This is a genomic window from Bradyrhizobium sp. USDA 327, assembly GCF_041262065.1.
In the GTDB taxonomy this organism is placed as follows: Bacteria; Pseudomonadota; Alphaproteobacteria; order Rhizobiales; family Xanthobacteraceae; genus Bradyrhizobium; species Bradyrhizobium liaoningense.
The window spans coordinates 48,975-72,127 of record NZ_JBGCCW010000001.1 but is presented as its reverse complement, the minus strand read 5'-3'; the positions used below and the strand labels follow the sequence as shown (position 1 = coordinate 72,127).

Below are 23,153 nucleotides of genomic sequence, written 5' to 3'. Positions count from 1 at the left end.
CGCGGGCATCTGGACCGGGTTCAAGGGCGACCGGGGCACCAAGTCCAAGCCGGCCCCCGGCCCTCACCTCGTTTATGGCTTCCTGACGACCGATGAGGAGCGCGACGTATGGATGCGCGCGCCGCGCGGGATGAAGCAAAGGCATTGCAGCGGCCGTTGCCGGATGATGCGCTGAAGATCGTGATGCGCGGCGCGGATAAGGAAGATCAGCCAACAGCAGGGTAGCGATGCTTTAGCGCCGCAATCGGTATGGTGTTATGGGGACAAGAGGTCTGATGTTGTTCAAATCGCCAACAACGGCCGTGCTCATCATCAGCGCACGCCGATGGCCGAAGCGTTGCATTTCTGCAGGGCGCGGCGTTCGGCATTGCTGCGAACTGCCCGAAACTTCATCTGTATACGAAAGCAATCGCTCAATCGAAAAACGGTATCCGAGGAGTTCGCCAAGGCAACGCAAAGGAATTTGCAGAGGGCGCGTTTCTGTTCCACGAATTGCTAACTGGCGGAAAAGGAGACGAATGTGATGGCGGCTCGTGCACCTGCGATAACGTATGCGGCCTTCGCCCCGGTACATGCTACTTCGTGATTGAACCGTCGGAGGTAAAGCCCTGAGTCCGCAATGCTTTAAGGCAGCACCTTGACGAGATTGGCCCGCTTGCGTGCAGCCAGCTCGACAGCAGCATCGCGCGCCGCTTTGAATGTCATCACTTCCGCTGGCGCGTGCTCATGATCCTTCTCGATCATGGATGAAGCCGCCAAGGAAGCTCGATCTTAGTCAGCTTTTCGCAAGCTGCTCCTGCTAGCATGAAGAGGATAGGTCATCTAGGCGACGCCGCTATCCGGGTGTTACGACATGAACGCAGACGCAGCCGATATCAATGCAACAGCGTCGCAGGTTGGCGCCCCCTCCGACACCGCCGAGAACGGCGGCGATGACACGCGTGCAGCGCTACTGCGCCGAGCATTCGAAAAGGCTCTCGTTTCCGTCGCGACGCAAGTCATAAGCGATTCGCAGTCGGATATGGATGAGGCCATGAGCGAGCTTGATGATGGATGAGCCGATGGTCGGCGCCAGATAGCGATACGGCCGCCTGGTGATTGAATCGAAGACGTGCCAAGTGAGACTTTGGCACACGCCAGCAGTTAGATGCGCATTCTATGATCTTTCAGGTCCGCTGCGAACTGCTCCGCGAATCCGAATGCACCTGGATCTTTTTGGCAGCGGGCTGCTGCGACGTCCCTTTGGCGTCCCCAACAGCAGACTTTGACGGAAATGGTGATGCTCAAAGCCATGGCGCCTCCGGCTTCGTGAGAGGATGATGGATGTTCTGGGAGCGCAAGGGTTCACGCCCGGCTTGGTAGGCTAAAGACAGGCAGGGCTCAACGCGAAACAGTGGCTTATGCTTTTGAGCCGAGGGTAGATCGCGCCGCCGAGGCCGTCCCCAATCCAATCTACGATCTTGGCCGGGATTTTCGCTGCGACGCCTGCATCTGCAGGACGTTGACGTGCAGACAGACCTGAGAGCACCGTTCCCGTGCAGCGCCTCCATCGCCGGCAACGCGCCGCAGCAATTCTAGCCGGGTAGCCGGGTCTGGAGGCCCTCCGCCCGTTTGTCGGCGCCAAGGCTGCGATTGCCAAGACAATCTGGCTGTTACCGTCGATCCTAAATCGATAGATCGCCAAGCTGCCCTTCTCGCGGCCGTTTGGCGAAAATGAAAGGCGGGCGCTAGCGCCCGCTTCCACGAGTTTCCGACATCCCCGGGATCAGGCCTCATGCCGGCTGTGCATCGCGACCGAAAATGCGCCGGAACATGGCCTCGCGCATCATCGTCTTGAAATCCGGCGGCGCATCCGGGTTCTCATTGTGGTTGATCACCGACTGCGTCACCTTGCGTCCGGAGTTGTCAACCCACCCCTGATTTGTCTCATGGATTGTCTGAGCTCCATCGGACGTCAGCTGATCAAGCGTTCGCCCAGCATTAGACTGCGTGACCTTCAGATTGTTTTTCCCATCCTTGTCGTCGCCGAGTCCCTCCACAACCATGGCATTGTCGCCGTTGGTGATGGTGAGCTTCGAGGAGATGGTTTTTCCCTTGCCATAATCGACCGTGTCCACCGTAATCTTCGTGCCGTCGTCGAGCTGGAAGGTCATACCTTTCTTGAAGTCGAAATCGTCCTTGCCGTCGCCATTAGCATCGACGTGAGGATCGCCGTGGATCCTCGAGACATGGCCGGTCTGGTTGTTCCTAACGGTCCAGGTGCCGTCCTTCTCATCGGCTGTGATCGTATACTTATCACCAAGGTTGATCGTCGCCTTGCCGTCCTTGACCTCGTGCGACCACACTGGCGCTGGCTGAGATGACGGCGCTGGCGTCTGAGCGACGGCAAACGGAACCATCGCAAGAGGCGGCGGTGGAGGAGGAACGAAGAACACGGGTGTTGCACTGGCAGGCGTTGCGCTTGCAGACTGGTAGTTGCCCGGCGCGCGACCCTGTTCGCCGGCATCGATACTCGCCTGATTCACCACGCCGCCGGCGCCATCGACCCAGCCTTGGCCGCTCTCATGGATCGTCTGGGCACCATCGGGTGTCAGCTCATCAAGAGTCATGCCAGCGTTGGACTGAGTCACCCTCAGATTGTTTTTGCCATCCTTGTCGTCGCCGAGCCCCTCCACAACCATCGCGTTGTGGCCGTTCGTAATGGTCAGCCTTGAGGAGATGGTCTCACCATTACCGTAGTCGACATTATTGACGGTAATCTTGGTCCCATCGTCGAGCTGGAAGGTCATATCTTTCTTGAAGTCGAAGTCATCCTTGCCGTCCCCGTTAGCGTCAACATGGGGATCGCCATGGATCTTCGTGACATGGCCGGTCTGGTTGTTGCGGACGGTCCAGGTGCCATCCTTCTCATTGGCTGTGATCGTATATTTGTCGCCGAGGTTGATCGTGGCCTTGCCATCCTTGACCTCATGCGTCCATACCGGATCGACGGAAGGCTCCGAACCCGAACTTTGCTGGCTCAACAGCATGAAAGGAGGAGGCGGAGCCATCATGTACACGGGAGCAGCCACGACTGGAGTGACGACCGCCGGAGCCACGACAGCGGTTGTGACGCCACCTGCAGGAACGACCACCGGAGCGACAACGACGGCAGCGCCTGCCGGCAGGTACTGGTAGGCACCCGGCGTGACATACTGTCCCAACAGTGTGCTGAAAGCTGGGCTGGCAACCACCCCCTCTGACCCCACCCCATTCACCGTCGAATCGAGTGCGCCGACCACGGGGAGACCGGCCACGGGAAGATACGCCATTTAGTTCACTCCTGATTGCATCGAAGAAAGCGGTAAAACTGCGAGCGTTATGCGCACATCAACAGGAAGCATTTCAGGCCGCACCCTTGGCCCGATGGTGAGCGAATGAATGCCTCTCGCCACCAGCCCCGGCAGCCTCGATGAGCCCCCTCTCTCATCACCTTCGCAGCGGCTCGGCGCGAGCATATCGCGCCCATCGAACTCGCAGGGACTCTACCTGCAGCACCTGTCGAAAAGCTGACGACAATGAACCACCGACTGAGCATCGCAACCCTCGTAGCATCCGAGGGGTGCGGATCGCATGGTTGCTCGCGGCGGCCGGCCGTCACGACGGACCATCTCAGGCAACTATCGACGCCCGCCGATCACATGTGATACGTCGCTTCGTTAACATCGATCGACTGTCCGATGTCGGCTGCGCCGATCGGTCCTGTTGCATGCGAGATTCACGCCGCTTGCTCTTGATGCAACAATCATCGGGACCGAGAGGCATATCATTCTGTCGATAAGTGACGCGGTCGCCGCAATTCCGCCAGTCACTCCAGCGGATCTGGGAAGCAGCATTCCAACCGCTCCGGCCACGCCGCTATTGCCGCCAGCGGCGATCCGAAGATTCCGGACGCGATCTGTGGGGATACCGGCGATCACACCAACAGCCTCTACAGCATCAGCGCGCGGCCCTAACCAGGCTACCGCCCCACGCCATGAGTCTCCAAAGACTTCAGATTGGATGACTCAGCGCTGATCGACAAACGCCACAGCCAACCTGTTGGCCGATCGATCCAAGTGCGCGCCTGACCGCGCACGTAGGTCAGAATTTCGCTGCTAGCCTCACTAGCTAGGGTCCAGACTCAATTGAGCCAATATGCGACGAGAGCGGCGAGATGAACAGCGGCCAAAAAATTACGGGCGAGCTTGTCATATCGCGTGGCGATGCGCCGGAAGTCCTTGAGCCTGCAAAAGCAGCGTTCGATGACATTTCGTCCTTTGTAGGCGCGTTTGTTGAAGCGATGGATGACGACACGGTTAGATTTATTGGGGATTACGGGCTTGGCGCCACGACGAATGATTTCGCCGCGAAGCTTGTCGCCATCATACCCTTTGTCGGCGAGGAGCACGCTCATGGGTGGCGCGAGCGCCAGGACATCGGGAGCCGCAGCGATATCGGCATCCTGGCCTGGAGTCAGATGCAGGACGACCGGCCGGCAGAGCGGATCGCTCAGCGCATGGATTTTTGTCGTGCGGCCTCCGCGCGAGCGGCCGATTGCTTGATTGTGCTCCCCCCTTTTCCGCCGGAGGCACACCGGTGAGCTTTAATCGAGGTCGAGTCGAGCGACAGTACGACGCCGTCTTCGCCAGGCTTGGCCAGCGCTTCGAAGATTGCGCACCATCGTCCTCGCTTGGCCCAGCGATTGAAGCGATTGTAGATCGTCGTGTAAGGGCCGTATTCACGTGGACAATCACGCCATCGTGCACCCGATTGCAGCATGTGAATGATGCCGCTGACGATGCGTCGGTCGTCGTCCCGATCCGGCCCCGTCAGTCCCCTCGGCAGATGCGGTTCGATACGCGCCCATTGCCTGTCGTTCAGCCAAAACAAACCAGCGCGCATTCTCTCGCCCCCGAATCAACACGTAGGCAAGAGAATCACGTGGCGCTATTTAGGTACAGACCCTAGGTGAGGTTGCAGCTGCCGGCAGGTGATGGGCTGCTGCAAAGGATCGACCTAATCACCCCGACCGAGACTCGTCAGCTTCTCGAAAGGTAGCCCGCCTAGCGTGAGGCTGCTGAACTCTAGGCGAGCACGTCTATTGAGACGTAACAAGACGAGCATAGGAGAAAGCGATGGCCGCCGAAAACAAGAACGCCGGCAAAACGGACAACGTACAGCCCAAGACCGTTGGTCTCGGCAAGAGCGCCGAACTGAGCCTGAGAAGTCTGGGGGGCGAGCACCGTCTTTCTTTCTATTCCTGCCCCTCGTATCGTCGGCCCGCCCGACGTAGCAGGCCACAACTAACGACTATCATAAAGAAAGGTGAATAGACATGGCGGTTAATAGTGTTGGCGGTAACGGCGCCGCTCCTGCTACCCAGCAGACCCAGGATGCCGGTTTCCAGAACCAGATGGCTGAGTTCGAGCGTGTTAGCCAAAAAGTTCAGGCCCAGGCCGTGGCAATGCGCAGAATTACGACCGAGCTCTCTTCTGAGAAGAAGGTCGCCGACGAGCGCGTCCAATAAGTCTGCCAAGACGGCGGCTCAGCGCGTCGCTACCGGATCCGCGCAGTGAATGACGAACTCCGGAAGAGCCGTGCGGCAACTGCCGTACGGCTTATCTCGTTATTCAGGACATTATCCTGAACGAATCGATCTCTCGAGTTTGAAGTGCATAGCAAAGCCGAGGGGAAGACGACCGCCGTCAGCATGTGAGTTGGCGCGGGGCCCGGCGCCGATCGGCACGTTAAGCCGTTGACATCATTAATCTGGGCAGGGTCATTCCATCCGCCGATTCACACAAAGCGCCTGATCGCCCGCGGCGAAGCGCTGCGCGCGATCGATGGCGACACTCGCGCCTGACTAGGCGCCATGCGTCAGGACGATCGGCTCTTTCTCCGAGAAGTGCGTGCGCGAGCGGGCGAACTTCTTGACGCCCATCGGCTTGCCGAACAGGTAACCCTGGACCTGATCGAAATCCATCTCATGTGCGGCAAGAAAGTCCGCGCGCGTCTCGCCCCCCTGCGCAATAACCTGCGCGCCGGAGTCGTGTGCGAGCTCGACGATACGCCGGCACACCGTCTGCTTGAGGCGCTGATCCGCGCAACCGGTGACGTATTGATGGTCGACCTTCAGCTGGACGAACGGAAAGTTCGGCAATCCCAGCAAGGATGGCCACTTCGCGCCGACATTGTCGATCGAGATGCCGATATTGTGCAGGCGAACGCGCCGGGCGACATCGATCGCCAGGTCGAGATTGTCGATCACCTCGGCGCTGTCGATCTCGATCAGCAGGCCGGCGAACGCCGCATGATCCGGAATCCGGTAGCAAAGCTCGCGCACCGCAGCATCGTCGGCCAGAAACGAGATCGGCAGGTTGATCGAGAGATCGACCGGTCCGATCTGCCCGAGCAGATAGCGCCAGTCCTCGATCGCGCGCGCGATCACGAACTCGGACAGCGCATGAAAATGCGGATCGCTTTCGTCGGGGATGAAGTAGGCAGGCGGCACGACGCCCCATGCGGGATGGCGCATCCGGATCAGCGCCTCGGCGCCGCTCGGAACCAATGTCCGGAGATGAAGTTTCTGCTGATACCACAGCTCGAGCGAGCTGGCTTTCAGCGCTTCGGGCACATCCACTGCCGGGCTCGGTGCGGGCTCGAGCGGCATCAATGACGCAAGAATCGTCGACAATTTGTGGAAGGGCTCGCAACCGGAGACGGTTGAGATGTATTTGGCGAGCGACTTTGAACACGGCGCCTTGCCGTCTCCTCAATCCCAGCGATGCCGCCCTTCACCTTCTCGAAGGCGGCCGTGAAACAATCACCCCACTGGTGACGAGCGCCTTCATCGCGGTCGATACTGCGGTGAGCGCGGTCCCCAGGAAGCCGCGGCTGCATCGACGGACAAGGCATCGAAGACTCAGAAGGATTTCAACTTTTCGGTGATGGGCGGAAAAAACGTGGTCGATCAGTTCATTGCATCGCAAAGCAAGTCGCCGGAGGGAATGAAGGCCGAGGTGGCAACCTATGGACTGCTTCCCGGCGCAATGGAGGCGATGAAGCTGCAATTGCAAACGGAGTCGATCGCGCGGGCGAACAACACCGCGATCACCGCCGCGCAGCAGGTGCAGCTCGACCTGCTGAAGCAGAAGACTTCGGAATACGCCATGACGCTGGCCGGGCTCCAGACGATCCAAGCGAACTTGACTCCCTCTGAGAGTTACCTACAGGAGCCTAAGATCCAAGCGCAATTCAACGCCAATACGATCAGTGCGCAGCAATTCCTGGATGCGCAACAAAGGCTAGCGGAGAACGCCCAATCGACGTGGAACACCGCCGGCGCCTCCATGGCGGGCGAATTTGCACAACTCTCGCAGGAATTCGGCAAGCACAGCATGGCTATGGCGACGGCGGCTAAAGCGTTCGGCATTGTCGAGGCAAGGATCAACACTTACACCGCCTTCACGAAGGCGTTGGCATCGGCCGTGCCGCCATTCAATGATGCGTTGGCTGCGGGCGTGCTCGCTGCCGGTATGGCCAAGGTCGCCGCGATCAGCTCTATGTCGACACCTAGCTTTAGCACCGGCGGCTTCGTCTCCGGCGCTGGGACAAGCGTCTCGGACAGCATTCCCGCAATGCTTTCCAATGGCGAATTCGTTGTGAATGCCGAAGCTACGCAACGCAACAGGCGGGAAATCGCCCAGCAAAGCGGTTCTCGTCAGTTTCATGCGCGTTTCGCGGGATCGTGAGCGCGGATTTCAGGGGATCGTGAGCAACGATTTCGCGGGATCGTGAGCAAGGCTTTCGGAGCCTTGCAGCGCTTCGGCCGACAACTCAACCGGCTTAGGGATGACCTCGTGGTTAACGAGGAAGTCCAATGCCTACCCAGAGATTGTCGATGCGCCGGATCAAGGAAGTCCTTCGGTTAAAACATTTTCAAGGCCTGCCAGAGCGGGCCATCGCGCGGAGCGTGGGCGTCAGCAACGGCGTTGTGCACAGCTACCTGAGCCGCGCCCGCTCTGCTGGGTTGAGCTGGCCGCTTCCGGAGGGAATGACCGATGAAGACCTGGAGCTTTTGCTTTTCCCGGCCCCACGACCAGCGTCTCAGAGCCCGCAGCGGCCGGTGCCCGACTGGAGCTACATCGATAAAGAGCTCCGCCGGCGCAACGTAACCCGTCGCCTGCTCTGGGAGGAGTATCGCGCCGTTAATCCCGACGGTTTCGGGTACACGTGGTTCTGCACTACCTACGAGGCCTGGAAGGGGCGGGTCCGACCTTCGATGCGGCAGATTCATCTGGGCGGCGAGAAGGTGTTCGTGGATTTCGCCGGCGACACCATCGACATCGTCGATCCCCTGACCGGGGAAGTGCAGCCGATGAAGCTGTTCGTCGCGGCGATGGGCGCTTCGAACTACACCTACGCCGAGGCCTGCCCCAGCGAGAGCTTGGCCGACTGGATCCGGGCCCACGTCAACTTGTTCACGTTTTTGAGCGGAACGCCGACGTTCGTGGTCTGCGACAACCTCAAAGCCGCCGTCAGCAACCCCGACCGCTACGATCCCGGCCTCAATCGCACTTATGCCGAGATGGCGAGCCATTACGGCACCGCCATTCTCGCCGCACGGCCGCGGCGCCCAAAAGACAAGGCGAAGGTCGAGGTCGCGGTGCAAATCGCCCAGCGCTGGATTCTGGCCCGGCTGCGCAATCAGCGCTTCTTTTCCCGGGCCGAGCTCAACGCCGGCATCAAGACACTCGTCGACGAACTCAATGCTCGTCAAATGCGTGGCTTCGGCTCAAGCCGCGCCGAACTGTTTGCCGAACTCGACAAACCCAAGCTAACCCCGCTGCCAGATCAGCCTTATGCCTTCGCACGCTGGAAGCGCTGCCGCCTCGCTCCCGATTATCATGTCGAGGTCGACGGCCATTGGTACTCCGCGCCGTATCGTCTGATTGGCGAGCTGGTCGATGCCCGTATCGACGATCGGACGGTCGAGATCTTCCACAAGGGCCAGCGGATCGCCAGCCATGCCCGCGCGCCCAACCGACGCGGACACACCACCATCGCCGACCACATGCCCAGCGCCCATCGCCGCTACGGCGAATGGACCCCCGCCGCGGTGATCGCCGCCGGCGAGCGGATCGGTCCTTCGACAGCAGCGTTTTTCCAGGCCGTGATCGACGCCCGGCCCCATCCAGAACAAGGCTTTCGAACCTGCCTTGGCATTCTGGCGCTCGTCAAAAGCTACGGCGCCGACTGACCGGAATGGCCAAGGCCTTCGAGGAGCAGCGCCGATCGCCCGATCTCGAAGCCCTGCCGTTCGAAGATCGCATCGGCCTGTTGGTCGACCGCGAAGCCGCCGAACGCGACACCAGGCGGCTCACCACGCGCCTCAAGATCGCCGCACTGCGCCAGACTGCTTGCGTCGAGGACGTCGATCTGCGCACCCCGCGGGGCATCGACCGCGCCGTTTTCGCCAAACTCGTCGAAGGTCGCTGGATCGATCGCCACGAGAATTTGCTCGTCACCGGGGCAACCGGCCTGGGCAAAAGTTGGTTAGCCTGCGCGCTCGGCCACAAGGCCTGCCGCGACAACCGATCAGTCCTCTATCATCGCGTTCCAAGGCTGTTCGAGGCGCTCGCGCTCGCGCGCGGAGACGGACGCTACGCCCGGCTCCTCAAAAGCCTCGGCCGCGCTCAGCTTCTGATTTTGGATGATTGGGGACTATCGGTGCTCACCGCCGCGGAACGCCGCGATCTGCTCGAAATCCTCGAGGACCGACATGGCCGCGCATCCACCATCGTCACAAGTCAGCTCCCGTGGACACCTGGCATGGAGCCATTGGGGACCCCACGGTCGCCGACGCCATTCTCGATCGCCTCGTCCACAACGCCCACCGCCTCCAGCTCACCGGAGAAAGCATGCGAAAACGCAGCGCCAAAACCATCACCCTTGACGGCCAACCAGAACACTGACTCTATCTCCCATCGGCCGTAGCGGGCTGCTCACGATCGTCTGAATTCAGTGCTCACGATCGCGCGAAATCGATGCACACGATCCGTGAAATCCGCAGTCTGCAGCAGTGTTGCGATGGTCGCCCAGGTTCGTCCGCCGCCGTCGCTGCCCGCGAACAGGCTATTCTTTCTTGTAATTGTCTGCGGTCTGATGGCGCGCTCGACGATGTTGGAGTCGAGCTCGATGCGGCCGTCGAGCAGGAAGCGTTCGAAGATGGCACGGCGCGAGACAGCATAGCGGATCGCCTCGGCCAGTTTGATTTGCCGGAGATCCGCCGCAAGGTCTGCTGCCAGAGATCGAAGAGATCTGCGACGACAGCCGCGGAGGCTTGCTGGCGCGCGGCAACGCGGGCGTCGGGGCTTTGACCGCGCACGGTCTTCTCGACCTGCCAGAGCTTCGCCATCCGCTCGAGCGTCGCCGTTGCCACTTCCGAGCTCCCTGCAACATGCAGCTCATAGAACTTGCGCCGGCTGTGTGACCAGCAGCCGGCCAACGTGATGCCATCATCGCCGCGATCGGATCGCGCGAGCTTGTTATAGGCGGCGTAGCCATCCACTTGGAGGATGCCGCGATAGCCATTGAGATGCCGGACGGCGCATTCGCCGGCGCGGCTAGGTGAACTCGCCTTGCTGGTCCTAGGCGCTACAGCGAAATCTGGCCATCTTAGCGCTCCTGCTGCGGCGAGGGCGGCGGCACCTCGGTCAAAGTGTCGGCGTCGCGGTCGTAAGCGCGTAGTAAACGCTGGCCTGGCCTCGCCGGCGGCGCAGCCGGCGGACGTTGTCGAAGCCCTGCCCCAAGTGGGGCGGCACTGGATCGCCGGCCGCGTGCTCTGCGCAGCGGGTTTCGAGCCACCCTTTGTTGGCATGCAGCCGGCCTTCCGCGCCGCAAATCTCGCAGGTGCAGGCGGAGCGGGCGACGGCCAGGTCAACTGCATGGCCGATCGCGGACTCGGTGGACTTCGAGGCTTCGGTGTCCCAGTCGACGAGCAGGATGCCCATCTTCTGCTTGATGCGGACGAATTCGAAGGTCTCGCCGTCGCGGAGCGCGACTTCGATCCTGCGACAGAGCCGGACCAGGATATCCTGCCACCCTCGCTCGCAGTGCGGGTAGCCGAACGAGCGACTAGGCTCCTCGGCCGTCGTGAGGAACAGACGCGGGTGCCACAGCATGAGGTCGCGGCGCCAATCCATGTCATTACTTCCCCATCTCATTACTCCCGACCTCCAGGCTGGAGGGGCGATATCGACAAGAACATCGTTCGCGCGATCGTACCGCCTGCAGGTGACCTTATGACCGACGACGCGCTGCAGAATGCAGATGTTCTCCAGCCCCGGACACCTCTCGACGGCCGTGCCCTGGGCATGAGTCTCGCAGCGGATGCCATCCCCCTCCGAGCTCGATCTCGATGGTGAGGTCCGCAGCAGGTGAGCGCGCGCGGAGAATCGCGATGCACATGGCGCAGATGGGCGCGGGCCGCGCCGATACGCCGGTGGAGGGGGCGCCGCTCGATCGAGTTCGACCCGCGTGACCTCGGGATACTCGAGCCCATCACGGAGGCGGCCGCCAGCTACTAACTCGAGCTCTCGGCTCTGGAATAACATCGGCCTGCCCGCACTTCGTGCTCCCGGTGCCGCTGTCCCGATGGTCGCACCATACTCCACGATGTAGAACACCGCAGCGGGAACGTTGGCACCGAGACATCTCACCAATTTGCTCGATCGCCTCAACGAGGAGATCAGGCGGCGAACCTATGTCGTGCGAATCCTCCCCAATGCCGAGAGCTGTTTAAGGCTGGTACGGGCGCTGACCGTCGAGCGCCATGAGGCCTGGCTCGAGGACCATCGCCATCTAAACATGGATCTGCCGAAGGAGCACAAGGAGGCGCTACGCCGGCGGCCTGACGATGCTCAGGCCCACCAAGGGGATGCACGCCCCCCTCTCCGCCGCCGTCGCTCGCCAGGGCTACGCTTTTGCGCAAGCGAGCGACGGCGGCTCCGAGGGGATGGCTCGGCCGGATCCCATAATCGATTTTGCTGAACTTGACGCACAGAACTGCCGATCCGGGCCGTCGTCGTGGTGCGGCTGCCGCTGATCGTAAGCGAGCCGAACGCCTTTCGTCTGCGGCCTGAACGTCTTTATTGTCTCCACGGCAAGCGGCCCCGTGGGCCGCTTTTCGTTTTGTGAATGGGCGCGCAGTCTCGTCAGCTTTCAGTAAGCTAGTCCCAATAATTGGTTGTTGGGTTTAGCGGGGGTGGCACGGACATTGCTGTGGTTTCCAGAGCAGTGGGGTGGAGTGTCACCTTCCGCTAAACTCACCAGCAGTGCGGATGCGGCAGGTGCTTCAACTCAGCCCCCCTGGTCGGTCGGCACCGTGTCGCGCCCACTGCTTCTAAATCACGGGCCATTCCCGGTTCTGTAAGTTACGCTCGTTCTGCGAGCGATGACCTCCCGGTCAGCTTCTTCCGCTGCTTTGAGGCTGGCCGTGTGGGGGTTAGCGGCGCGTGGCAGGGACAGCGCTTCCCCTGTGTATGCGTGGGGGTTACTTGAGCGCCGAGTCACGTGACCGCTAACTATCGGCAGTGCGGGCGGGGCAGGGACAGCGTCCGCTCCGGCGCAACCGAACGGCGCCGAGTCTCACCCGCACTGCCTGCGATCTGAGGCTGATCCCCGAGCCCCGCGAGGCTGCAACCCCGGTTCTGGTAGTTGTGCCACGGCTTTTTGCGATGAATGTATCCCACCGTCAGCTTCTTCCGCTGTTTGAGGCTGGCGCGTGGTAGGGAGAGCGCTTTTTCTCCAAGCGGGCGCCGAGCCACGTGGCCGCTAACGTTCCCGCTGTTTAGGTCGCGGCTACCACCTTGAGCGGCCTGTCGACCCGGGACCGGTATGATCCTTTAGGCCATCGATCACCTTGAGCGCCACTTCGAGTTCATCTCGAAGATGCTTCGTAATCCGCAGTCCGCTCGCAAGCTCCTCGCGGCTGATTTCCGCGCCGTGGGCGACTTTTTGTTCTAGGTCGCGTATAGCGTGGTCGATCTTGTGCAGCGAGAACGTGCCAAGCATCATTTGGCTCCGTCCACGATTAAGGGTCGGTCATCCGGCCGCGCGGGTAGGACCCACAACGTAAAAATGCGTCCACTACATGGTTGAGTAAAGCGGGTGGCGTTGGGGGAAAATCTTTTCCCATCTCGCGTCTGAGCGCCTCGAATTCGGCTAAGGTCGAAAGAGGGCACTCCGCCACCGCGTCCATTTTTGAGCAGATAACTTCAACCCGGAATCGCCGAGCGGCCAGCTGCTCTTCAGTTCGCTGTGGCCCGTAGGTGTCTTCTGCCGGGGTATGGCTTGGCCTACGGGCGTAGTCCGTGAATGCTTGGATTGCCGCCCCCACATCGGTCCTAGGCACGGCGGTTACTCCTATGAGCGGAGCCAGCTCGAACAGTTGCGGGCCGAGCGCTTCAATATGACATGCACGCGGGGCGCGGCACCCCACCGGTACTGGTAGGTGCTCTCCAGTTCTTCTCCACCATACAATGGTAGCACCTTGGGGAATTTGAACCTCTCGGGCGTAAAGGTGGCCAGCCCCTGTCTTCGAGGACGGGCTGGCTACCATCGCTTGCGACACCGTTTGGGCGACCCCGCACCCGGACTCGTCGCCCTAAGCCGGTTCCAGCATCTTGATCTCGCTGACATCAACTTCGCGTCGGCGTGCCACGCATCGGGGGCTGCCTGCAAACGAAGCTAGATGGCCGGGCCGTTGCCGACCGGCTTTCCAATCCGGGCGGCCACGTTCGGACTGACCGGCTTCTTCTCCGCGAGGATGTCGTGCAGATGCTGCCTGGAATCCCAGCGCTTCTGCAATCTCGGTCTTAGACTTCCTGATGTACTGTAGAATTTCATCAAGGACGGCGCCCGGATGAGACGGGCAGCGGTTAGGATCGCGCTTAGCCTTCTGCTCTGCCATTGATGCTCTCCAGCATGTCGGAGCCCTCATGGCTTATTCGGTATTCTGCGTTCAGTGGTACTGGTCAAAGTCAACCTTGAATGCATCGCTTCCTTCAAACTCGAATGTGATGCACCACGGGCCATTGATGTGAATCGTGTAGCGCACGGACTTTCCGGCCAGCTTGTGGAAATCGTTGCCTGTCAGCTTCAGTTCGGAACTGTTGACGGCTTCGTTGAGCGTATCGAGACGAACTCCTATAGCGCGACAATCAGGATGAGAGCGCGATGCGCTTGTGCATTCTCTTGTCGACGCAGCCGGTTCGCCGCTAGTGGCGCGGCCATACTGCCTAAGATCACAACTGATCGCCAAGCGCTGGCTACGACCAATCCTGGTAGTTGTGATAGGGGCGTTCGCCGAATATGCATCCCGGTTAGCTTCTTCCGCTGCTTGGGCTGACCATGGTGAAGTTAGCGGTGAGTGGTAGGGACAGCGCTTCCTCGGTTCACGTCAAAGCGCCGAGTCACGTGCAGCTATCTACTGTGGGTCCGAATGGGCGGTGACAATCAACACTCGAAATCTTCGGCAGATCACAGCCCTGCGGTCGCAAGCGCTTGAGGTGCTTGCAGCCAATCAGGCCCGGGCCGCCGATCAGTCTTTGAGCCCGGCAGATCGCCAAGTCGCGACGTTTGATGCCGAGGAGGCTCAGGCAGTGTTGGGCATACTCGATAGCGTGAAACTCAACCTGGGCCGAAGGAGGCAGGCAAGATCGCTGCACGCATACGCGCTCTTCTAGAGGGCGTCTCGTGGGCGCTGGCGTGTTTGGTGCCTGATCATGATTCGGTTCCCCGTCAAACCAAAACTCAGATACTACAGTGGCGTGAACCGAAAGTTGCAGCGCAAAAAAAGCGGGTTTATAACGCGGTTGCGCATCGCGCCGCCAATCACCTTAATACCCAGATCGCGAACAATGAGAGCGACACCCAGCAATATATGTTCGCTAACATCGCTTACGATATCGGCGCTTCGACGGATGACGTGCGATCTGCCCTTTCAAACGGCGGGTACAACGGCGTAACATTCATGGGCATTAGCGCAGAGGAGCGGACAGCACTGGCTCGATACAGACGAGAGGGGAGCTGAAGTGTCGCAGAAGTTTGCTAACCGGTGATTGTGATTAAATGCTTTTCAATCCGCTGGAATCGCTTCTCGCTTCTCTTCGAACATATGCCATCGCGCATAGACGCATGAACGATGGTCGCGGCTGTACGCCTGAGGTCATGGGGCGTAAAGGCTACCAGCTCATTGTCTTCCAACAAGCGCCGCACAGCCTGGCTCATACAGTGGCTCGCAAGCACCCCAACGCTTTCGAAGCGACTGGCAACGACGGGTCTGTTGCCTTGGTCCTCTCCCTTCTCTGGCTTGCCGATCTCCAAGGCCGCCTCGATCAACTTGACGGCAGTCGGGAAGAGCGGGACTGTGTGCTCCGCTTTCTTGTTCTTCGTCCGTACAGCGGGAATGATCCAGTGGGGCTTTTCCCCGTGTAGGCCGTGAAGCTCGGAACGCATCATGCTCGCGACTTCGCCCCGGCGCTGGGCTGTCAGCAATACGGACTTTCAGCGCCAAGCGCGTTCCATCCGTGATGCCCGCTTCCTCATCGTTGAGGATCGCAAAGAAGGCTTCAGTTCGTCGAGTGTTAGAACGCGGTCCTTCTCGACTTCCTTGCCACCAACTTTCTTCATGCCGTGCAGGAAATTCTCAGTCAAATCTCGCGGTCGTTCGCATACCCCGCAAATGGTGCGGATATCCGCTTAAGCAATCCCGATGAGCAAGTGCTACCAAATGAGATAGGTTCGACATGTTGCCGGTTGTGGTACTTTCCGAAGCTCTTGGTCGGATCTAGACCACGCAGCGAGCTGCGATCCTGTTTAGACGGAGAGACGTTGAATGACCGCGAGAAGTCCCGAATACGAGAAACGCGAACGGAAGACCCATCCAGAGCCCGAACGGGCCGCCCAGGCTTCAGCCTCTGAAGCGGGAGGCACCACGCACGATGTTGGAGAATCAGCGAGGGCTGCATCAAGCCATTCATTTGCGTCTCCGGAATGGAAAAAATCCCTCGAAGAGACAACAGACCTGTTCGCTGCGGCGTTGAAGGACGGGTCAAAGCTGGCTGCTTCCTCTCTGCACGCTCAGGTCAATCTTCTGAAGAATCTTGCCAATTCCAAAACTCCCTCGGACGTGATGAAGTGCCATCTGGATTTCGCGGAGCAGTTCTGGTCGAAATCGTTCAGCAAAGGCTGAGAGATAAGATCATTTAGAGCGGGCCGTCATCTGCGGCTAGCTGAGCAATTCGCCAAGCGTGAAATAGGGTCGATGGCGCTCTATTACCTCCGAGGTGAACGCACCTTTGGCAAGCCTGACAATCACCCCAGTCCAGCTTCGCTACTTGCTCGACTACCCATGCGAATGCTCCTCCTCGTGAGGCTCAGTGATTCTGAGATGGAGATGGTCGAGCTCGTGATTGCGTAGTTTTCGAGCCTCAATCGCGCACGGCGTGTTGGAGAACGGGTGCGCGTCCGAAGGGAGACGATCGATTAAAAGGCCCGCTTGCCTGCTGTTCAATACGCCAGCGAAATTTCTGTGTGCTTAGCAGGTCGGATGAATGCCGCCATCGCGTACAGGCCGGGCGTGCAAGAGAATGCGCTGGGCCGTGATGGGCAGCACGTTGTCGGGGCAATTTGGCGGCGCGAGCGTGAGCCTGCAGTCCGAAGTTCGGCGGGACCAACTGGGACGGACAGTGCCCCCGTCGGCCATCAGTTTTCAGACCAAAGCGAACACCTTGACCCTGTAGCCCGCCACGAAGCGCCTGCAGAATCTCCGATTCTCGATTCGGCACGACCCTTGCTCGGTCCTGGGCAGCATCACCGAGTCTCCAGATGCGGTAATGTTAGGGGCGGGCTCGTCGCTTCTAGCGCCTGGTCCGCCCCGCCGGTTTGCTGTGAGGCGAGGTGAGTCAGGATGTTTCAAGTGGTGGCGCTCATCTTCGCTCGCGCTCGTCGCCGCCGAGTTAGGAACGGAAAGTGCACCCGCAGCTCCGGAGTAGTAGGCGGCGATATCGAGCCGCAAGACCGTGGAACAAACATGCGCACCGGAACAGTAGTGTCGTACAGCGTTGAAAAGGGCTGGGGGTTCATTCGGCCTGACTATGGCGACGGCAAGGATTTGTTCGTGCACATATCGGACCTTCGCGGCTGCGCAGGGGCTGATCTGGTGTCCGGCACGCGCGTGACTTTCGGTATTCGTTTCAATAAACAGCGCTCGAAGTACAGAGCCGTCGAAGTCAGGCTGCGCGCTCCGGGGCATGGCGACCAGTGAATCCGATTGATGGCGACCACCATTTCCGATCGATGACGACCACCTGTTCCGGTCGATGGCGACCAGGGCAACAGGGCTGTGGACGGGCGTGATGAACGCCGTCCCAGTCGTGCAACATCCCGGATCGCCCCTAGGCTAGTCGATTCTGCTATACGAGGCTGATGGCAGCATCAGCTAAGTTCACCAAAACCGCACGACAGCTACGAGCGACCCGGATTGGGAACTTGTCGGATTCCGTCCCCGCAGAACCTAGGCCACCAAACCCGCGCCGAATGGCTCGAGGCCGAGACCTCAATGCTTTGATACTAACTTCTCCAGCCTCATTCCACCGTGACCGATTTTGCAAGATTACGCGGCTGATCCACGTCCGCCCCCCTTGCGACCGCGGTATGGTAAGCCAAGAGCTGGACCGGAATGGCATAGACCAGCGGCGTAAAGCTTGCGACCATTGCCGGCAGCACGATGGTCAGGAGCGTGTCTACCATCGCTTCAGACGCACCCTTCGCATCGGTGATCAGGATGATCTTGCCGCCCCGAGCGGCCACCTCTTGCATGTTAGAGACGGTCTTCTCGAAGACCTCGTCGTAAGGCGCGATCACCACCACAGGCACAGCCTCATCGATCAGTGCGATCGGGCCGTGCTTGAGCTCGCCGGCGGCGTAGCCCTCTGAGTGGATATAGGAAATTTCCTTCAACTTGAGCGCGCCCTCCAAGGCCAAGGGGGCCGATGTGCCACGACCGAGATAGAGTACTGTCCTCGCGCCGGCGATATAACGCGCGAGCTTCTCAATCTGGGGCTCGACCAACAGGGCCGCAGCAATCAATCGCGGCACCTCAATGAGCTCGCGCACGAGCTGCGATTCATCGATTTCAGACAGCTTACCCCGCTCCTTAGCTGCTCTGACGGCAAGCACCCCCAATACCATCAGCTGGCAGATAAATGCCTTGGTGGAAGCGACGCCGATTTCTGGCCCTGCCAGGGTAGGCAAAACGGATTCGCTCTCGCGCGCAATCGTCGACGTCGGTACATTAACCACAGATATCGTATGCAAGCCCTTGCCCTTGGCGTATCGCAAGGCAGCTAATGTGTCAGCGGTTTCGCCCGATTGCGAGATGACTATTGCGAGATCGCCTCGGCGCAAAGGCGCCTCCCTGTAGCGGAATTCAGAGGCTACATCGACGTCGCAAGGCAAACGCGCGAGCCTCTCGAACCAGTATTTGGCGATGTGCCCAGCGTAGCTAGCCGTGCCGCACGCAGTAATTGAAATGCGCTGAATGCAATTAAAGTCGAAGGGCAACGCGAGCGGCAGGGCGACGCGTTTGGCCGCAACATCGAGATAATGCGCCAATGTCTTGCCGGCCACTGTCGGCTGCTCGTGAATTTCTTTGGCCATGAAGTGGCGGTAATTCGCTTTGTCCACAAGGAGCGCTGATACGCCAGATTTTGATGTTTCCCGCTGGACGATAGAGCCGTCTGCACCATAAATCACGCACGTTGCGCGCGTAAGCACGGCCCAGTCGCCGTCTTCAAGGTAGGTGACGGTGTCGGTCAAAGGTGCGAGCGCAATTGCGTCCGAGCCTAGATACACTTCGCCGCGACCATGTCCGATCGCGAGCGGCGAGCCCTTGCAAGCACCGATCAAAAGATCGTCGTTCGCTTTGAAAAGGAATGCCAACGCGAAGGCACCACGCAGTCGCGGCAGTGACGCCTGTACCGCATCCTGCGGCGAGTAGCCATTCTTGAGATAGGAATCGACGAGATGCGCCACTACCTCGGTGTCCGTCTCCGAGTTAAAGCCGGCTCCATTCCGCTCCAACTCGGCTCGCAGCTCGCGGAAATTCTCAATGATCCCGTTATGAACGACCGCGACATTCTCCGTCGCATGCGGATGAGCATTGCTTTCGGTCGGCTTTCCATGAGTCGCCCAGCGGGTGTGACCGATGCCAGCATGCCCCGACGGCGGACAATAGCGCAGCTGCTCCTCAAGGTTCCTCAGCTTACCTTCGGCGCGGCGGCGCTCGATCCGGACTCCTTCGAGAGTTGCGAGGCCCGCGGAATCGTAGCCACGATATTCCAATCGCCTGAGCGACGCGACCAACTTATCAACGACCGGACCACGGCCCAAAATGCCAACAATTCCACACATATCAATCCATGCAGCCCAGCTTCAAGAAGTCTGACGTTCCTCCAACAGGAGCACCGTCGCAAACTTCGTTTGCCCAAAGGTAACAGGTTTAGGTTCGGGATTTTCAGCGGGCGCCGTTATCACCGCCGCATTCTCTGGCCTCATTTAGATCTCCCGGCCATCATCGCTTCGCCCAGCTAGATTCCGCTTTTGGCTGGCCGATCGAAGAAACACTGCGATGCCATCGCCATTGGCGTGACTGCCTGAAGCAGAATCAGATGCGCTAGTGCGCCTGCACGGCGCATCCAAGTCCGCCCAAACAGGCTCGCTCGACGGCCTCACTAACTGTCGCCGGCGCAACAAGCCGCTGCCAAGATGTATCAAATAGTCTCGCTCCATAGATTGAGGGCATTCGAACAGAACGGAAAGCCAATTATCCTACGGTGAAGCAGGTTATCTTGCTTGGCTCACTCTCACCGAGGAGCCATTTCAGGACGCAGTTTGTGTTCTCAGAAGAAGCGAGAAGCGATGCCAGCTTGCCGGGCACGGTCAATATGGCAACAACTGAGTCCTCGCGTCTCACTAATCATTCTCCCGGGCGAGTGACGCTTCGTCTGGGCTTCGCTCCATTTCAGACAGAAAGATGAGATCTGCCCACGTTCCGCATAGTCCCTGCTCATCTCTTTGCGCAGCTGCTCCCGACTTGCTGGAAACACACTTGCGATGAGGGTTTAAGAGACTTTTCATGATTGGACAGAGGCAACTTATGCCCGGTCAAGTTAGAGGACTGGCATCAAAGCTCCATTGTACGAACGTAAGATTTCGATATCGAAACGTTACAAAGTCTATACCAACGTTTGCCTTTCTTTCTCATTCTGTTTTGCATCAGGCCGTCCATTGCCTACCCGCAATTAGCAAAGCGGCGCTGATTATGAGCCGCGAAGGCTACGTCTTCTAGTCGGAAGTCTCACCACGTCACTCTTCCGCGCCATGAGGGACCAAACGGAAAACATACCTGCGCGCGTGGAAAGATAAGGACCCCAGAAATATCGCGAGGAGGCAAAGCGCCCCCGAGCGCGTCTAACAGGGCCTACCATCCATCCCGCCTGCTTGGGATCGTCGCCGTTGCGAGGGTTCGCTCGACTTTCATCTTTGAAGCTCATGCGCCGGCATCATTCAGTCCACCTAAATCAATGTATATGGTGTGTTTTCCTGAGTCCGGTGTATGACTTGGCTTGCCGAGCGTATCCTTTAATTGCGATGGAGCGCGCATCCGCATATCGATCTTTTCGAGAAGCGGCTTCGCAATGATTTCTCAGAGTGCAGCTCTTTCCGGTGCAACTAAGGAAGACCATGACGGTTCGCAACTCAAAGGGGCGTGTCGCTCTCATCACCGGCGTGACCGGTCAGGACGGCGCCTATCTCGCCGAATATTTGCTGTCGCTCGGCTATGTCGTGCACGGCATCAAGCGGCGCTCGTCCTCGTTCAACACCGCGCGCGTCGATCACCTCTATCAGGACCCGCATGTCGGCAACGTTCCGTTCCTGATGCACTATGGCGACATGACGGATTCGACCAATCTGATCCGCCTGGTGCAGCAGATCCGGCCGACCGAGATCTACAATCTCGCAGCTCAAAGCCACGTCGCCGTCAGCTTCGAGAGCCCGGAATACACCGCCAATGCCGACGCCATCGGCGTGCTGCGCCTGTTGGAAGCGATCCGCATCCTCGGCATGGAGAAGGAGACGCGGTTCTACCAGGCCTCGACCTCCGAGCTCTACGGCCTGGTGCAGGAGATCCCGCAGAAGGAGACGACGCCGTTCTATCCGCGCTCGCCCTACGGCGTTGCCAAGCTCTACGGCTACTGGATCACGGTGAACTACCGCGAAGCCTACGGCATGTTCGCGTCGAACGGCATCCTGTTCAACCATGAGAGCCCGATCCGCGGCGAGACCTTCGTGACCCGCAAGATCACCCGCGGCGTCGCGCGTATCGAGGTCGGGCTGGAACAGACGCTCTATCTCGGCAATCTCGAAGCCAAGCGCGACTGGGGCCATGCCAGGGACTATGTCGAGGGCATGCACAAGATCCTGCAGGCCGACAAACCCGACGACTTCGTGCTCGCCACCGGCGAGATGCGCTCGGTGCGCGAGATGGTCGAGCTGTCCTTTGCCCATGTCGGCCGTCGCATCGCCTGGCGCGGCAAGGGCGTCGAGGAGACCGGCGTCGACGAGACGAGCGGCAAGATTGTGGTGAAGATCGATCCGACCTATTTCCGTCCGACCGAGGTCGATCTTCTCGTCGGCGACGCCAGCAAGGCGCGCGAGGTGCTCGGCTGGACGCCGAAGCGCAGCTTTGCCCAGCTCGTCGAGGAGATGATGACGAGCGATCTGGCGGAGACAAAACGGGATGCGGCCAGTGGCAAACGCACCGTTTGAGCTGAGGGGCAAGAGCGTCTACGTCGCCGGCCATCGCGGCATGGTCGGAGCCGCGCTGGTGCGCCGGCTGGCACGGGAGGAGGTGCGGCTCGTCACGGTCGACCGGCGCGAGGTCGATCTCTGCAACCAGGCCGCCGTGTTCGACTGGTTCGCCAGGACGCGGCCGCAAGTGATCTTCCTCGCCGCGGCCAAGGTCGGCGGCATCGTCGCCAACAACACGCTGCGCGCCGAGTTCATCTACGACAACATCGCGATTGCGGCGAACGTGATCCAGGCCGCGCATCAGAACGGCGCCGAGAAGCTAATGTTTCTGGGCTCGTCCTGCATCTATCCGAAGCTGGCGCCGCAGCCGCTGCGCGAGGATTCCGTGCTCACCGGTCCGCTGGAGCCGACCAACGAGCCCTATGCGATCGCCAAGATCGCCGGCATCAAGATGGCGGAGGCCTATCGCAGCCAGTATGGCAGCGACTTCATCAGCGTGATGCCGACCAATCTGTACGGCCCCGGCGACAATTATCACCCCGAGCTGAGCCACGTCGTCGCCGCGCTGATCCGCCGCTTCCACGAGGCGAAGGTTTCGGGAGCGAAGCGCGTCATCGTGTGGGGCACCGGCACGCCCCGGCGCGAGTTCCTCTATGTCGACGACATGGCGGATGCCTGCGTGCACCTGATGAAGACCTATTCGTCGCCGGAACCGGTCAATATCGGCACCGGCGAGGACATCACCATCGCCGATTTAGCACTGATGGTCGCGGCCGCCGTCGGCTTTCGCGGTGAAATCAGCTTGGATACGTCGCGCCCGGACGGAACGCCGCGCAAGCTGCTGGATGTTAGTCGGCTGTCCAGACTCGGCTGGCGAGCCACCACCTCGCTCACGGAAGGCATTCAGCTGGCATACCGGGTGTTTTGCGCTGAGAGAGACGGACGGCTCCAGAGTGATCTGCTCGTTCTCGACAAGGCAGCCTGCATCACCGGCTAGATCATATCGAGCAATGTTCCGAAGGGGCTGAGCCTTGCGATGATCTGTCAGCCCTCCTTTTTGATCAAGAGAGCACCGATTCTCCTTTGGTCGAGCTTGGGCGTCAGGTCTCCGTGAATACCCGGCGCCGCTTTAACCTGGGGCGGCAGCAGCGGATCTCCGACTGTTAACCGCCGAAAAGATGCGCCCAGTTTGGCACCAAGCACGCGAAGTTCTCGATGTGTAAAGAACCGTGAAGTGGTCCTAAGCTCCTTCGCGC

Annotated in this window: 16 protein-coding genes and 6 pseudogenes; 12 read left to right on the top strand and 10 right to left on the bottom strand. The window is 59.9% G+C overall.

Features of this window, described 5'->3' with window-relative positions; translation table 11 throughout:
- Position 1: 1 nt before the first annotated feature.
- A pseudogene (locus tag ABIA42_RS00315) lies at positions 2–225 on the top strand (hypothetical protein); the annotation flags it as partial.
- Positions 226–853: 628 nt separating this feature from the next.
- The gene (locus ABIA42_RS00310; RefSeq protein ID WP_011084467.1) at positions 854–1,057 is read left to right on the top strand and encodes a hypothetical protein; all 204 of its coding nucleotides are present in this window, start codon (positions 854–856) and stop codon (positions 1,055–1,057) included.
- A gap of 715 nt (positions 1,058–1,772) precedes the next feature.
- Here the strand turns inward: ABIA42_RS00310 and ABIA42_RS00305 are convergent.
- Positions 1,773–3,311: a DUF1521 domain-containing protein gene (locus ABIA42_RS00305; protein ID WP_014498039.1), complete on the bottom strand. Its 1,539-nt coding sequence runs from the start codon at positions 3,309–3,311 to the stop codon at positions 1,773–1,775.
- An 851-nt stretch (positions 3,312–4,162) separates the two neighbouring features.
- Positions 4,163–4,923 (bottom strand): IS5 family transposase gene (locus ABIA42_RS00300; protein WP_110115998.1). Its coding sequence is split into 2 segments (ribosomal slippage): positions 4,163–4,584 and positions 4,584–4,923, totalling 762 coding nucleotides; the frame shifts between segments, so codons are not numbered across the junction.
- A 433-nt stretch (positions 4,924–5,356) separates the two neighbouring features.
- Here ABIA42_RS00300 and ABIA42_RS00295 point away from each other — a divergent pair.
- Positions 5,357–5,548, top strand: coding sequence for a hypothetical protein (locus tag ABIA42_RS00295; RefSeq protein WP_014498042.1), 192 nt, complete (start codon positions 5,357–5,359; stop codon positions 5,546–5,548).
- Positions 5,549–5,884: 336 nt separating this feature from the next.
- Here ABIA42_RS00295 and ABIA42_RS00290 read toward each other — a convergent pair whose 3' ends face one another.
- On the bottom strand, positions 5,885–6,661 hold the full coding sequence (locus ABIA42_RS00290) for an EAL domain-containing protein (protein ID WP_014498043.1): 777 nt from the start codon (positions 6,659–6,661) through the stop codon (positions 5,885–5,887).
- Positions 6,662–6,983: 322 nt separating this feature from the next.
- Between ABIA42_RS00290 and ABIA42_RS00285 the strand changes: the two genes are divergently transcribed.
- The 3 genes and pseudogenes from ABIA42_RS00285 to istB all read left to right on the top strand — a co-directional run bounded on the left by ABIA42_RS00285 (position 6,984) and on the right by istB (position 9,995).
- On the top strand, positions 6,984–7,772 hold the full coding sequence (locus ABIA42_RS00285; protein WP_223153754.1) for a hypothetical protein: 789 nt from the start codon (positions 6,984–6,986) through the stop codon (positions 7,770–7,772).
- Positions 7,773–7,900: 128 nt separating this feature from the next.
- Positions 7,901–9,277, top strand: a pseudogene (istA, locus tag ABIA42_RS00280) (IS21-like element ISFK1 family transposase); the annotation flags it as partial.
- A gap of 8 nt (positions 9,278–9,285) precedes the next feature.
- Positions 9,286–9,995: pseudogene (istB, locus tag ABIA42_RS00275) on the top strand (IS21-like element ISFK1 family helper ATPase IstB).
- Between the two features lie 30 nt (positions 9,996–10,025).
- Here the strand turns inward: istB and ABIA42_RS00270 are convergent.
- Both ABIA42_RS00270 and ABIA42_RS00265 read right to left on the bottom strand, forming a co-directional pair.
- A pseudogene (locus ABIA42_RS00270) lies at positions 10,026–10,600 on the bottom strand (transposase).
- A gap of 136 nt (positions 10,601–10,736) precedes the next feature.
- A complete protein-coding gene (locus tag ABIA42_RS00265; protein ID WP_026312792.1) occupies positions 10,737–11,225 on the bottom strand; it encodes a hypothetical protein in 489 nt (162 codons plus the stop codon).
- 505 nt (positions 11,226–11,730) lie between these two features.
- Here ABIA42_RS00265 and ABIA42_RS00260 point away from each other — a divergent pair.
- Positions 11,731–11,928, top strand: a pseudogene (locus ABIA42_RS00260) (transposase); the annotation flags it as partial.
- 954 nt (positions 11,929–12,882) lie between these two features.
- Here the strand turns inward: ABIA42_RS00260 and ABIA42_RS00255 are convergent.
- The 3 genes and pseudogenes from ABIA42_RS00255 to ABIA42_RS00245 form a co-directional block, all read right to left on the bottom strand.
- Entirely contained in the window at positions 12,883–13,098 is a 216-nt protein-coding gene (locus tag ABIA42_RS00255) for a hypothetical protein (RefSeq protein ID WP_038937322.1), read from the bottom strand.
- Positions 13,099–13,687: 589 nt separating this feature from the next.
- A pseudogene (locus ABIA42_RS00250) lies at positions 13,688–13,993 on the bottom strand (HigA family addiction module antitoxin).
- 51 nt (positions 13,994–14,044) lie between these two features.
- Positions 14,045–14,344: a type II toxin-antitoxin system RelE/ParE family toxin gene (locus tag ABIA42_RS00245; protein ID WP_231088546.1), complete on the bottom strand. Its 300-nt coding sequence runs from the start codon at positions 14,342–14,344 to the stop codon at positions 14,045–14,047.
- Positions 14,345–14,797: 453 nt separating this feature from the next.
- Here ABIA42_RS00245 and ABIA42_RS00240 point away from each other — a divergent pair, with 453 nt between their 5' ends.
- On the top strand, positions 14,798–15,115 hold the full coding sequence (locus ABIA42_RS00240) for a hypothetical protein (protein WP_011084451.1): 318 nt from the start codon (positions 14,798–14,800) through the stop codon (positions 15,113–15,115).
- Positions 15,116–15,132: 17 nt separating this feature from the next.
- On the opposite strand, the gene ABIA42_RS00235 is transcribed toward ABIA42_RS00240, so the two are convergent.
- Positions 15,133–15,579: a tyrosine-type recombinase/integrase gene (locus ABIA42_RS00235; protein WP_018647864.1), complete on the bottom strand. Its 447-nt coding sequence runs from the start codon at positions 15,577–15,579 to the stop codon at positions 15,133–15,135.
- A 340-nt stretch (positions 15,580–15,919) separates the two neighbouring features.
- On the opposite strand from ABIA42_RS00235, the gene ABIA42_RS00230 reads away from it, so the two are divergent.
- Positions 15,920–16,276, top strand: a complete 357-nt coding sequence (locus ABIA42_RS00230; protein ID WP_028182256.1) for a hypothetical protein — start codon at positions 15,920–15,922, stop codon at positions 16,274–16,276.
- 840 nt (positions 16,277–17,116) lie between these two features.
- Positions 17,117–17,350 (top strand): cold-shock protein, encoded by a 234-nt coding sequence (locus ABIA42_RS00225; protein ID WP_018647867.1) that lies wholly within the window; start codon positions 17,117–17,119, stop codon positions 17,348–17,350.
- 320 nt (positions 17,351–17,670) lie between these two features.
- On the opposite strand, the gene glmS is transcribed toward ABIA42_RS00225, so the two are convergent.
- Positions 17,671–19,497, bottom strand: a complete 1,827-nt coding sequence (glmS, locus tag ABIA42_RS00220) for a glutamine--fructose-6-phosphate transaminase (isomerizing) (protein ID WP_011084447.1) — start codon at positions 19,495–19,497, stop codon at positions 17,671–17,673.
- 1,332 nt (positions 19,498–20,829) lie between these two features.
- On the opposite strand from glmS, the gene gmd reads away from it, so the two are divergent.
- Together gmd and ABIA42_RS00210 are read left to right on the top strand one after the other, a co-directional pair.
- A complete protein-coding gene (gene gmd / locus ABIA42_RS00215; protein WP_014498053.1) occupies positions 20,830–21,915 on the top strand; it encodes a GDP-mannose 4,6-dehydratase in 1,086 nt (361 codons plus the stop codon).
- The gene (locus tag ABIA42_RS00210; protein ID WP_011084445.1) at positions 21,887–22,894 is read left to right on the top strand and encodes a GDP-L-fucose synthase; all 1,008 of its coding nucleotides are present in this window, start codon (positions 21,887–21,889) and stop codon (positions 22,892–22,894) included. Before gmd ends, ABIA42_RS00210 begins: the two co-directional genes overlap by 29 nt.
- Positions 22,895–23,153 lie beyond the last annotated feature (259 nt).

Excerpts from the sequence above, each read along its gene's own strand:
- ABIA42_RS00210 (WP_011084445.1), top strand. The coding sequence starts at position 21,887 with ATGCGGCCAGTGGCAAACGCACCGTTTGAGCTGAGGGGCAAGAGCGTC.
- ABIA42_RS00265 (WP_026312792.1), bottom strand. The coding sequence starts at position 11,225 with ATGGATTGGCGCCGCGACCTCATGCTGTGGCACCCGCGTCTGTTCCTC.
- gmd (WP_014498053.1), top strand. The coding sequence starts at position 20,830 with ATGACGGTTCGCAACTCAAAGGGGCGTGTCGCTCTCATCACCGGCGTG.
- glmS (WP_011084447.1), bottom strand. The coding sequence starts at position 19,497 with ATGTGTGGAATTGTTGGCATTTTGGGCCGTGGTCCGGTCGTTGATAAG.
- ABIA42_RS00255 (WP_038937322.1), bottom strand. The coding sequence starts at position 13,098 with ATGATGCTTGGCACGTTCTCGCTGCACAAGATCGACCACGCTATACGC.
- ABIA42_RS00295 (WP_014498042.1), top strand. The coding sequence starts at position 5,357 with ATGGCGGTTAATAGTGTTGGCGGTAACGGCGCCGCTCCTGCTACCCAG.
- ABIA42_RS00230 (WP_028182256.1), top strand. The coding sequence starts at position 15,920 with ATGACCGCGAGAAGTCCCGAATACGAGAAACGCGAACGGAAGACCCAT.
- ABIA42_RS00310 (WP_011084467.1), top strand. The coding sequence starts at position 854 with ATGAACGCAGACGCAGCCGATATCAATGCAACAGCGTCGCAGGTTGGC.
- ABIA42_RS00305 (WP_014498039.1), bottom strand. The coding sequence starts at position 3,311 with ATGGCGTATCTTCCCGTGGCCGGTCTCCCCGTGGTCGGCGCACTCGAT.
- ABIA42_RS00225 (WP_018647867.1), top strand. The coding sequence starts at position 17,117 with ATGCGCACCGGAACAGTAGTGTCGTACAGCGTTGAAAAGGGCTGGGGG.